Below are 13712 nucleotides of genomic sequence, written 5' to 3' on the forward strand. Positions count from 1 at the left end.
GTGTATATATGTGGATAGGGGTGTAGTTATTAATGAAACGCTTAAGTACGACTTTGAAAGTACGATTGATTAGCAATTTTTTACAGCTAATTATTACGACAGCATTTATACCGTTTATAGCACTATATTTAACAGATATGTTAAGTCAATCAATTGTCGGTATATATCTTGTTGGTTTAGTGGTTCTAAAATTTCCATTGTCCATTATATCTGGTTACCTTATTGAGATTTTTCCGAAAAAGTTGCTAGTACTTATTTATCAAGCGACGATGGTGATAATGCTTGTGTTCATGGGCGTATTTGGGTCACATCAATTGTGGCAAATTATTGGTTTTTGTGTTGCATATGCCATATTTACAATCGTTTGGGGATTACAATTCCCAGTTATGGACACATTAATTATGGATGCAATTACCGAAGACGTGGAACATTATATTTACAAGATTAGCTATTGGATGACGAACTTATCGGTAGCTATTGGGGCATTGTTAGGTGGCTTGATGTATGGCTACAGTATGTTACTACTTTTCTTAATAGCAGCTTGTATATTTTTAATTGTACTCTTTATTTTATATATTTGGTTACCTCAAGACCGAAATCAAGTAAAGCAAAGTGATGACAAGAGGCATGCAAGTCGTTATCAAAAATTACAAATAATGAATATATTTCGCAGTTATAAATTAGTTTTGAAAGACCGTAATTATATGTTATTGATTTCGGGGTTCAGTATCATCATGATGGGTGAATTTTCAATCTCCTCATATATTGCTATTAGACTAAAGGATCAGTTTGAAACAATAAGTATAGGTTCATATGATATTACAGGTGCTAAGATGTTAGCAATCTTGCTAATGATTAATACGGTCGTCGTCATTTTACTCACGTATTCAATCTCGAAAGTTGTATTGAAAATAGATTTTAAAAAAGCTTTAATCACTGGTTTGCTGATTTATATTGTTGGCTATAGTGGTCTAACCTATCTTAATCAGTTTGGCTTATTAGTTGTTTTTATGATAATTGCGACTGTAGGTGAAATTATTTATTCGCCTATAGTTTCAGAACAACGCTTTAAAATTATTCCTAAAGCTAAAAGAGGAACATATAGTGCAGTTAATGCATTAGGTATTCATTTTTCAGAAACACTAGCTAGGTTAGGGATTGTGTTGGGTGTTTTCTTAACGTCATTACAAATGGGACTGTATATGTTTATCGTTTTAACAATTGGTGCTAGCATGCTTGTTGCTGGTGTATTTGGGGGACAAAAACAAGTGAATACAAATTGAATTTATTTAAATATTTATTTTATGCATCTTTTTATATGGAAAACCTATTAATTTGGTCGTAATTAAAATAGAGATAAATTTATTAAGAATTTGTTGAAATTTAAGGATAACAATTGTTTTATGCGAGTTGTTTGTTTAATATAAACTTGCTTCATGGATATTTTGTAACAACAATATTGAGTTTGCAATGAGATGTGAACAACAGAAAGTGATTAACGAGTTGTAGTGTGCTATTTATCGAAGATGTATGTAATTTACATTGAAAAATATACCAATTGTAACGATGATACAAGATGTATTTTAGGGTAGAATATATCGCTCATATGTTGCGAATGGTGTTTTATATTAATCATTACATAACGAGTTAATTAACATTTCGTCGGTTATCATATCATCATGCAATTTCAGTAAGTAATGAGTATTATGATATGAAAGAAGGACTTTTTATGATTATGGGTAATTTGAGATTTCAACAGGAATATTTTCGTATATACAAAAATAATACAGAATCAACGACACACCGTAATGCGTATTGGGTTAAACTCGCTAAAAATGTTGAAGCTACTAAAATGATGTATGCATTATCGACAATTGTGCAACAACATGCATCTATAAGACATTTTTTTGATGTTACTACCGATGACAATTTAACAATGATACTTCATGAATTTCTGCCTTTTATTGAGATAAAACAAGTTCCATCTTCTTCCGCAAACTATGATTTAGAAGCTTTTTTTAAGCAAGAATTAAGTACTTACCATTTTAATGATTCACCTTTATTCAAAGTTAAATTGTTTCAGTTCGCTGATGCTGCATATATACTATTAGATTTTCATGTGTCCATTTTCGATGATAGTCAAATTGATATTTTTCTTGATGATTTATGCAATGCATATCGTGGCAATACTGTTATTAACAATACTCGACAGCATGCACATATAAATAGAAATGATGATAAAGACAATCAAGATGCATCGCATATAGCATTAGACTCAAACTATTTTCGGTTAGAGAATAACTCTGACATCCATATTGATAGTTATTTTCCAATTAAGCATCCATTTGAACAAGCTTTATATCAAACGTATTTGATTGATGATATGACATCAATAGATATGGCATCGTTGGCTGTTAGTGTGTATTTAGCTAATCATATAATGAGTCAACAACATGATGTCACATTAGGTATACATGTACCATCACATTTACCAAATGATTTACACGGAAATATTGTGCCGTTAACGTTAACAATCGATGCAAAAGATGTATGTCAACGTTTTACAACAGATTTTAATAAATGTGTGTTGCAAAATATGTCGCAATTACAGTGCGCGAAGTCTTCGCTTTCACTAGAGACTATTTTTCATTGTTATCATCATATGATGTCTTGTTGTAATGATGTTATTGAGGATGTACATCAAATACATGATGCACATACATCTTTAGCGGATATTGAAATTTTTCCACATCAACACGGGTTCAAAATTATATATAACAGTGCAGCATATGATTTGCTCTCAATCGAGACGCTGAGTGACTTAGTTCGAAATATTTATTTGCAAATTACTGAAGAAAATGGAAATAAACGAACAACTGTAGATGAACTTAATTTGATGACAGAACGTGATATTCAATTATATGACGATATCAATTTAAGTTTGCCTGAGATAGATGATGCGCAAACAGTTGTTACCTTATTTGAGCAACAAGTTGAAGCAACGCCGAATCATGTCGCTGTGCAATTTGACGGAGTGTTTATAACATATCAAACATTGAATGCACGCGCGAATGATTTAGCACACCGTTTGAGAAACCAGTATGGTGTTGAACCTAATGATCGTGTCGCTGTCATAGCTGAAAAAAGTATTGAGATGATAATAGCGATGATAGGTGTGTTGAAAGCTGGTGGGGCTTACGTGCCAATTGATCTGAACTATCCAAGTGATCGTCAGGAGTACATTTTAAAAGATGTAACGCCTAAAGTTGTAATAACGTACCAAGCTTTATATGAAAATGGTAAACAAAATATTAATCACATTGATTTGAATAAGATAGCGTGGAAAAATATTGATAATCTTTCTAAATGTAACACGTTAGAAGATCATGCTTATGTTATTTACACGTCGGGGACAACTGGTAACCCTAAAGGGACACTAATTCCGCACCGAGGTATTGTTCGCTTGGTCCATCAAAATCATTATGTACCATTAAATGAAGAGACGACGATTTTGTTATCAGGAACTATAGCCTTTGATGCTGCAACATTTGAAATATATGGTGCATTGCTCAATGGTGGAAAGCTGATTGTTGCTAAAAAAGAACAATTATTAAATCCAATAGCGGTAGAACAATTAATCAATGAAAATGACGTTAATACTATGTGGTTAACCTCCTCATTATTTAATCAGATTGCTAGTGAACGAATAGAAGTATTGGTACCGTTAAAGTATTTATTAATTGGTGGAGAAGTATTGAATGCTAAGTGGGTGGATTTGCTTAATCAAAAACCGAAGCATCCTCAAATTATTAATGGTTATGGACCAACTGAAAATACAACATTTACAACGACGTATAATATACCTAACAAAGTTCCAAATCGTATTCCTATTGGTAAACCGATTCTGGGTACTCATGTTTATATCATGCAAGGCGAGCGTCGGTGTGGCGTTGGTATTCCTGGAGAATTATGTACAAGTGGCTTTGGGTTAGCTGCAGGTTATTTAAATCAGCCAGAATTGACAGCAGATAAATTTATCAAAGATTCAAATATAAATCAGCTGATGTATAGAAGTGGTGATATCGTTCGTTTGTTACCCGATGGCAACATAGATTATTTATATCGAAAGGACAAACAAGTTAAGATTCGAGGGTTTAGGATTGAGTTGTCAGAGGTTGAGCATGCGCTCGAGCGTATACAAGGTATTAATAAAGCAGTTGTTATTGTTCAAAATCATGATCAAGATCAGTATATCGTTGCTTATTATGAAGCGATGCATACATTATCACATAATAAGATTAAATCACAATTACGTATGACCTTACCGGAGTACATGATACCAGTTAATTTCATGCATATTGAGCAAATTCCTATTACTATTAATGGGAAATTAGATAAGAAGGCATTGCCTATCATGGACTATGTCGATACGGATGCCTATGTAGCACCGAGTACAGATACCGAACACTTGCTATGCCAAATTTTTGCAGATATTTTACATGTGAATCAAGTAGGTATTCATGATAATTTCTTTGAATTAGGTGGCCATTCATTAAAAGCAACGTTAGTGGTGAATCGGATAGAGGCATCTACTGGGAAACGATTACAAATTGGTGATTTATTACAAAAGCCAACTGTATTTGAACTAGCACAAGCGATTGCTAAGGTTCAAGAACAAAACTATGAAGTGATTCCAGAAACTATAGTTAAAGATGATTATGTGCTGAGCTCTGCACAAAAGCGTATGTATTTATTATGGAAATCAAACCATAAAGATACGGTGTATAACGTACCTTTTTTATGGCGGTTATCATCAGAACTTAATGTAGCTCAATTGCGACAAGCAGTGCAGCGTTTGATAGCGCGACATGAGATTTTACGAACACAATATATTGTTGTAGATGATGAGGTTCGACAACGTATTGTGGCAGATGTTGCAGTTGACTTTGAAGAAGTTAACACGCATTTTACGGATGAACAAGAAATCATGCGCCAATTTGTAGCACCTTTTAATTTGGAAAAGCCAAGTCAAATTAGAGTGAGATACATTAGAAGTCCCTTACATGCATACCTCTTTATAGATACGCATCATATCATTAATGACGGTATGAGTAATATACAATTAATGAATGATCTTAACGCACTTTATCAACATAAATTATTGTTACCACTTAAATTGCAATATAAAGACTATAGTGAGTGGATGTCGCATCGTGATATGACGAAACATAGACAATATTGGTTATCTCAATTCAAAGATGAAGTACCTATTTTAAGCTTACCGACAGACTATGTTAGACCAAATATTAAAACGACAAATGGAGCAATGATGTCATTTACAATGAATCAACAAATGAGACAGCTACTTCAAAAGTATGTAGAAAAGCATCAAATTACTGATTTTATGTTCTTTATGAGTGTGGTCATGACGTTGTTAAGTAGATATGCTCGAAAAGATGATGTTGTTGTCGGTAGTGTGATGAGTGCGCGTATGCATAAAGGCACGGAGCAAATGCTAGGCATGTTTGCTAATACGTTGGTATATAGAGGGCAACCGTCACCTGATAAAATGTGGACACAGTTTTTACAAGAGGTTAAGGAAATGAGTTTGGAGGCATACGAGCATCAAGAATACCCATTCGAATGTTTAGTAAATGACTTAGATCAATCACATGATGCCTCACGGAATCCATTATTTGATGTCATGTTAGTACTACAAAACAATGAAACGAATCATGCTCATTTTGGGCATAGTAAATTAACACACATTCAACCCAAATCAGTGACGGCGAAATTTGATTTATCTTTCATCATTGAAGAAGATCGCGATGACTATACAATCAATATCGAGTATAATACCGATTTATATCACTCAGAAACAGTTCGTCACATGGGTAATCAATGTATGATTATGATTGATTATATTTTGAAGCATCAAGATACACTACAAATTTGTGATATACCAAACGGCACGGAGGAACTTCTAAATTGGGTCAATACGCATGTTAACGATCGAATGCTTAATGTCCCGGGAAATAAATCTATCATAAGTTACTTTAATGAAGTTGTCTCACGACAAGGTAATCATGTTGCGCTAGTCATGAATGATTTGACAATGACGTATGAAACATTACGCAACTATGTGGATGCCATTGCGCACATGCTCCTATCAAATGGTGTGGGCAATGGTCAACGGGTTGCCTTGTTTACAGAACGTAGTTTTGAAATGATTGCGGCGATGTTGGCGACAGTTAAAGTAGGTGCATCTTATATACCTATCGATATTGATTTTCCGAATAAACGACAAGGTGCAATTTTGGAGGATGCTAAAGTAACTGCAGTCATGTCTTACGGCGTTGAAATTGAAACGACATTACCAGTCATTCAATTGGAAAATGCTAAAGGCTTTGTTGAATCAAAGGAAAATGAACAATATGATGATTTACATGGCAATCAACTTGAAAACACAGCGATGTTAGATAATGAGATGTATGCTATTTACACATCTGGTACGACCGGGATGCCTAAAGGGGTTGCCATACGACAACGAAATTTGTTGAATTTAGTGCATGCATGGTCAACTGAATTGCAATTAGGCGACAATGAAGTATTTTTGCAACATGCAAATATTGTTTTTGATGCATCAGTTATGGAGATTTATTGTTGTTTGTTAAATGGTCATACGCTTGTGATTCCAGATAGAGAGGAACGTGTTAATCCAGAACAGTTACAACAACTCATTAATAAGCATCGTGTGACGGTTGCGTCGATTCCGTTACAGATGTGTAGTGTTATGGAAGACTTTTATATTGAAAAGTTGATTACAGGCGGGGCAACTAGTACGGCATCCTTTGTTAAATATATTGAGAAGCATTGTGGCACGTATTTCAATGCCTATGGACCATCTGAGTCAACAGTCATCACATCGTATTGGTCACATCAATGTGGTGATTTGATACCTGAGACGATTCCAATTGGCAAACCCTTATCTAACATCCAAGTGTATATTATGTCAGATGGTTTGTTATGCGGTATTGGTATGCCAGGCGAGTTGTGTATTGCAGGTGATAGTTTAGCGATAGGATATATTAACCGTCCAGAATTAATGGCTGATAAATGGCAAAATAATCCATTTGGTAAAGGAAAGTTGTATCATAGTGGTGATTTAGCACGTTATACATCTGATGGTCAAATTGAATTTTTAGGAAGAATAGATAAACAAGTGAAAGTTAACGGGTACCGTATTGAACTTGATGAAATTGAAAATGCAATATTAGCTATTCGTGGTATATCTGATTGTGTTGTTACAGTAAGTCACTTTGATACGCATGATATATTGAATGCTTATTATGTCGGAGAGCAACAAATGGAGCAGGATTTGAAGCAATATTTAAATGATCATCTGCCTAAGTATATGATTCCTAAGACTATAACGCATATCGATTATATGCCATTAACCACGAATGACAAGGTGGATACTACGCGTTTGCCAAATCCATCAACTATACAACAGTCTAATAAAGTGTATAGCGAACCATCTAATGAAATTGAGCAGACATTTGTTGATGTATTCGGAGAGGTATTGAAACAAAATGATGTCGGTGTTGACGATGATTTCTTTGAACTTGGTGGTAACTCATTAGAGGCGATGTTAGTTGTCTCGCATTTAAAACGATTTGGCCATCATATTTCAATGCAGACATTATACCAATATAAAACCGTGCGACAGATTGTTAATTATATACACCAAAATCAACAATCATTAGTTGCATTACCGGATAATCTTTCGGAATTACAAAAGATTGTTATGTCTCGTTATAATTTGGGTGTTTTAGAGGATAGTCTAAGTCATCGACCTATAGGAAATACACTATTGACTGGCGCGACAGGGTTTTTAGGTGCTTATCTGATTGAAGCACTACAAGGATACAGTCATCGCATTTATTGTTTCATACGTGCTGATAATGAGGAAATAGCAAGGTATAAGTTGATGACGAATTTAAATGATTATTTTTCAGAAGAGACGGTTGAAATGATGTTATCAAACATTGAAGTCATTGTTGGTGATTTCGAGTGTATGGATGATGTTGTTTTACCAGAAAACATGGATACGATTATTCATGCAGGTGCTCGTACAGATCACTTTGGTGATGATGATGAATTTGAAAAAGTAAATGTTCAAGGTACTGTTGATGTCATACGTTTGGCACAACAACATCATGCAAGGTTAATATATGTGTCTACGATAAGTGTGGGAACTTATTTTGATATAGACACAGAAGATGTGACATTTTCAGAAGCGGATGTCTATAAAGGGCAACTACTAACATCACCATATACACGGAGCAAATTTTATAGTGAATTAAAAGTATTAGAAGCTGTAAATAATGGCTTAGATGGTCGGATTGTACGTGTTGGTAATTTGACGAGTCCTTACAATGGAAGATGGCATATGAGAAATATAAAGACTAACCGTTTTTCAATGGTAATGAATGATTTGTTACAACTGGATTGTATCGGGGTTAGCATGGCTGAAATGCCTGTAGATTTTTCTTTTGTGGATACGACTGCAAGACAAATTGTCGCATTAGCACAGGTCAACACACCACAAATCATTTACCATGTGCTATCACCTAATAAAATGCCGGTGAAATCTTTGTTAGAATGCGTTAAGCGCAAAGAAATTGAACTCGTCAGCGATGAATCATTTAATGAAATTTTACAGAAACAAGACATGTACGAAACGATTGGATTAACTAGTGTTGACCGTGAACAACAACTAGCAATGATAGATACAACATTAACATTAAAAATAATGAATCACATCAGTGAAAAATGGCCAACGATAACTAACAATTGGCTGTATCATTGGGCACAATATATCAAAACAATATTCAATAAGTAAGTAGGGAAAGTTATGACAGTATTTGTAATGCAATTACAGAGTAACTTGAAAAGTATTGAAGAATTAATATCACAAAGTCGTTGGTCATATAAAAAACCGCGTACAGTCAACTATAGATACAATCAAGATAAACTCATGCACAGATTGGGAGATATTTTAGTGCAATATGGAATTCAACATGACACAGGTTTATTACCACATGAATGGCATTATCACATTTCGCCACGAGGTAAGGCAGATATTGTTCAACACAATCGTGATGGACAGCCCATCTATGTGAGCTTATCATATAGTTATCCTTATATCGTGTGTGTTGTCGATAAAGAACCAGTTGGTATTGATATCGAAAAGATATCACAACGTTTAGACTGGCGTACGTTAGTGACGTGTTTCTCTACAAACGAAGCACATCAAATATGTAGTTTAAATGATTTTTATCAAATATGGACACAAAAAGAAAGTTTTACAAAATTGATTGGTGAAGGTTTAATCAAAGGATTGGACATTTATGATATGACACAATCACACTTTTATCAATCACGTGAAGTGAAGTTCAAACAATTTATTTTTGATCAGTTTATGGTACAGGTATGTTTCTTAGGACAGGCACCCTGGGGGTATAAAAAAGTGTCTGTATTTCAGTTATTGAGTAGTTAATATGACGTCTGACAGTATCATTGCGCAGTGATTTTAAACTATACTGCCTAAATGTTTACTGTTAGATGTTTTTTTATTGGAAAAATGAAAGGTGAATACACGATGGCATCATTCAAAATCATGACGAGATTAAAGTAAGTGATAAGGTAAAAATATACTGAGCAATATTGAAATTACCGAAAATAATAGTTTGTTACGACGCATTTGAGACTTTAATGCTCACGTAAGTTGGCTGGAATCATATCATGTCAGTTAATAAAATAACGTGAGCATCAATCATCATACTCAAACGATGATTTAAAACTCACGTTAATGTTAGTCAGTGTATTAATTTAATTTATAGCGATAGACAAAATGTTGTCGCACTAATTCAATTGTCATCATCCAGACGATATGGCCAAAGAATTCTGACAGATGCTCTTGGAATGGTTGATCCCACACAGCAGGTACAGTATGCATGATTGGCATAATGATAAGGTGGAATAATACCCAAATAGCAATACCAAAAACAGCACCTTGTCCCATTGCTAAGTAAGCGTATTTTTTAACTAATATGCAGTAAATAATTGCAATGACGATAGAAAAACTAAAGTGGACAATAAAGCTTACCCAAGGCAATTCCATATTTGAAAATGTATATGTTTGATGCGTAAACTCACTACTAAATCCTAATTGTTGCAATAACTCTTGAGGTGGGTTCGTTGCATTACGTTCTGGTGTGCGAGGTGGAAACATGACCTCCCAACCTAATTTTACAATTCCAGATAACAAGCCACCGATAATTCCAGCATAAATGAATATACCCATTTGTCGTTTCGTCAACTTAAGGACTCCTCTCTATTTACTATCCTCATTATAGTATTTTGTGAAAATAATCACAATAAAAAGCTTTGCAAAACTTAAAATATTTTGATAAACAAATTTGTAAAAGGTTATTAGTTTTTTACATCTCATATTGTATCGTACTGTATTCAAAATTGTTAACGAGATGAACGGTAAATAAATGTTTTAGCGCAATGGATAATCGAACTGGAATCATCTCGCGTGTCAAAACTTGTTAGGCCTTAATTTCATAGTTATGAATTAAGGATTGTTGTGCCAACAAAATCATTATTGTAAATAGATTCAATGATATTTGGCTTGTTTCCTGATGCAATGATAACTTTAGGACAGCCATTTTCAATCGCATTTTTGGCATCTAGCACTTTGGGAATCATACCTCCATAAATATCACCATGTTCAATATATTGATGAATATCGACTAATGGCAATTGAGGTATAACAACATCATTGATGAGTACACCTGCAATATTACTTAATACATAAATAGGCGCTTTTAATGATGATGCAATAAAATAGGCAAGCGTGTCAGCATTAATATTGTAAAATTCTCCATCATGGTTATTGAAACCAATCGAATTGATGATAGGTACAAATTTAGTACATAAATACTGTAAAGCATCCTTATTTAAAGCGGTCGGAACACCGACATATCCATATTGTTGATCAAAAGATGTAATTTCAAACAGCTGTGCATCCAAACCACATAAGCCTATTGCAGAACATTGGTGCTGGTTAAATTGAGCTACTAATGCAGTGTTAACGTCTGCAATGAGCGTGTGTTTAGTAATGGTCATGGTTGCTTTATCAGTCACTCTTAGGCCATTAACAAAGTGTGGCTCGATTTGCTGGTTTGATAATGCTTCATTAATAAATGGGCCACCGCCATGAACGATAATGGGGTAGATGTTGTTTGATCGTAAATGCTTAATGTTGTTAATAATTGATGGATGCATGTCACTAAGTGTACTGCCACCAATTTTAATGACAATAAATTTCATCTAACCAACACCACCTTATGTTCGATATGATGCGTTGATACGCACATAATCATAGGATAAATCACAACCGTATGCAGTCGCTGCAGCGTTACCTAAACCAAGCTGAACGTCAATTGTGACATTTTCATGAGTTAATGTATTCGACATAGCTTGCTCATCAAATAGTACAGCCATACCTTTATCAACGACAGGTATTTGGTTCAGTTGAACATATGTGCAGTTAGGATCAATTTCACATCCGCTGTAGCCAATAGCTGTAATGATTCGACCAAAATTGGCATCTTCGCCAAAAATAGCTGATTTTACTAGATTTGAACTTACGATAGTTTTACCGATTTTTCTTGCATCTGATATTGATTTAGCGCCTGACACATTGACGCTGATTAACTTTGTTGCGCCTTCGCCATCTCTGGCTATAGCTTTAGCTAAAAATGTACAGACAAAATTGAATGCATCAACAAATGTTTCCCATTGTGGATGGTCTTGACTAAGTATTTGGTGTTCAACTTGGTGATTTGCCATGACTAATACCATGTCATTTGTACTTGTATCGCCATCAACAGTAATCATATTAAATGTATGGTCAGTCGAAGATTTTAATAATTGATGAAGTGTATTCGATTCAATCGATGCATCGGTTGTTATAAAAGCAAGCATGGTAGCCATATTTGGGTGAATCATACCTGAACCTTTGGTGCTACCACCAATTGTAACGGTTTTACCATCGATTTTTAGTGATACAGCGATATGTTTTGTACAGGTATCAGTTGTTAAAATTGCCTCGTTAAACGCACCTGGCGTTGCAAAATTAGCATCCTTAATATGTTCGGTCCCAGTCTTAATTTTATCCATAGGCAAATATTCACCAATGACCCCAGTTGAAGCAACAGCAACATGCTCAGATGGTATTTGAAGTTGTTGAGCAACCCATGTTTGTGTTTGTCGTGCATCATCTATGCCTTGTTGACCGGTACAAGAATTTGCATTAGCTGAATTAACAACAAGTGCTTGTAATTTTCCTTTAGACTTTTGTAAAGTGTCTTCAGTGACAATAAGTGGTGCAGCTTTAAACTGATTTAAAGTATATACGGCAGCTGCACTTGCCAAAGACGATGAGTAAATCCACCCAAAGTCTTTTTTGTTAGCGCGTAAACCGATGTGCATACCACCAGCCGTGAAGCCTTGAGGTGTACTGATATCGCCATGTTTAATAATTGAAAAGTTATATTGTTGTGATGTCGTTTCTTGATGTTTCATTCTAACACCCCTTATGGATAAACTGGTGATTGATTTAGGCCAGTCGTCACTTCAAAATCATATAATATATTTAAATTTTGAATGGCTTGCCCACTTGCGCCTTTGACAAGGTTATCAATCACTGATACTAAAATTGCTGTTTGCGTTGTTTCATCTACATAGATGCCGATATCGCAGTAGTTACTACCGAGTACTTCTTTTGTGGTTGGAAAAGTCCCAATATCTCTAATTCTGACAAATGGCTGATTAGCATAATAAGAGGTCATTAATTTATGTAATGATTCAGTCGTATATTCAGATGATAATTTGACATATATTGTTGATAAAATACCTCGTGTCATTGGTACGAGATGTGGTGTAAATATGACTGATACATCTTGACCCGCAATGATAGATAAATATTGCTCGATTTCCGGTTTGTGTTTATGGTTTCCGATTGCATAAGCGCTTAGATTTTCATTCATTTCTGAAAAATGAACACGTTGTGATAATGAACGACCAGCACCTGACACGCCGGTCTTAGCATCAATAATAATAGATGACAAATCTACTATTTTTTCGCTAATAAGTGGATGTAATGCTAATAATGTTGCTGTAGGGAAACAGCCAGGATTAGAAATGAGCTTCGTTCCATTGTTATCAAACGATTGCCATTCTGAAATGCTGTAAATAGCATGATTCAAATCATCTTGTGCTGCAGCAGTTTCTTTGTAATATGCTTCATATATTTCACGATTCTTAATTCTAAATGCGCCAGATAAATCGATAACATGAATACCTTTTTCTACTAAGGGAGGGATACATGTTTTACTTACGGGTGCTGGTGTCGCAAAGAAAATTACATCACAGTCATTATTGTCCACTGTAAGTGCTTCGAAATGTTGCATAATATGTTGTAAATGTGGAAATGTTAATTTCAACGGTTCATCTACTTTTGAATGTGAGTAGATGTGTGCAATCGTTACATGAGGATGTGTTTGTAACAATCGAATTAATTCAATTGCGCCATAACCGCTACCGCCAACGATACCTACTTTAATCATCATGAATCC

Annotated in this window: 7 protein-coding genes; 3 read left to right on the forward strand and 4 right to left on the reverse strand. The window is 34.7% G+C overall.

What is annotated here, in order from left to right:
- Positions 1 to 32: 32 nt before the first annotated feature.
- The 3 genes from IDG66_RS12625 (at position 33) to ausB (ending at position 9562) form a co-directional block, all read left to right on the forward strand.
- Positions 33 to 1283 (forward strand): MDR family MFS transporter, encoded by a 1251-nt coding sequence (locus IDG66_RS12625; RefSeq protein ID WP_000826862.1) that lies wholly within the window; start codon positions 33 to 35, stop codon positions 1281 to 1283.
- 446 nt (positions 1284 to 1729) lie between these two features.
- Positions 1730 to 8905, forward strand: coding sequence for an aureusimine non-ribosomal peptide synthetase AusA (ausA, locus tag IDG66_RS12630; RefSeq protein WP_103143663.1), 7176 nt, complete (start codon positions 1730 to 1732; stop codon positions 8903 to 8905).
- 12 nt (positions 8906 to 8917) lie between these two features.
- A complete protein-coding gene (gene ausB / locus IDG66_RS12635) occupies positions 8918 to 9562 on the forward strand; it encodes an aureusimine biosynthesis 4'-phosphopantetheinyl transferase AusB (RefSeq protein WP_000215724.1) in 645 nt (214 codons plus the stop codon).
- A 327-nt stretch (positions 9563 to 9889) separates the two neighbouring features.
- Here the strand turns inward: ausB and IDG66_RS12640 are convergent, their stop codons facing one another.
- The 4 genes from IDG66_RS12640 to argC all read right to left on the reverse strand — a co-directional run bounded on the left by IDG66_RS12640 (position 9890) and on the right by argC (position 13703).
- Positions 9890 to 10369: a YagU family protein gene (locus IDG66_RS12640; protein ID WP_001802886.1), complete on the reverse strand. Its 480-nt coding sequence runs from the start codon at positions 10367 to 10369 to the stop codon at positions 9890 to 9892.
- Between the two features lie 269 nt (positions 10370 to 10638).
- A complete protein-coding gene (gene argB, locus IDG66_RS12645; protein WP_000668894.1) occupies positions 10639 to 11403 on the reverse strand; it encodes an acetylglutamate kinase in 765 nt (254 codons plus the stop codon).
- A gap of 15 nt (positions 11404 to 11418) precedes the next feature.
- Positions 11419 to 12660, reverse strand: a complete 1242-nt coding sequence (gene argJ, locus IDG66_RS12650; RefSeq protein ID WP_000682611.1) for a bifunctional glutamate N-acetyltransferase/amino-acid acetyltransferase ArgJ — start codon at positions 12658 to 12660, stop codon at positions 11419 to 11421.
- A gap of 11 nt (positions 12661 to 12671) precedes the next feature.
- On the reverse strand, positions 12672 to 13703 hold the full coding sequence (gene argC / locus IDG66_RS12655) for an N-acetyl-gamma-glutamyl-phosphate reductase (protein WP_000598483.1): 1032 nt from the start codon (positions 13701 to 13703) through the stop codon (positions 12672 to 12674).
- Positions 13704 to 13712: the final 9 nt, after the last annotated feature.

The sequence above is a fragment of the Staphylococcus sp. EG-SA-18 genome, from assembly GCF_017151825.1.
Classification (GTDB): domain Bacteria; phylum Bacillota; class Bacilli; order Staphylococcales; family Staphylococcaceae; genus Staphylococcus; species Staphylococcus aureus.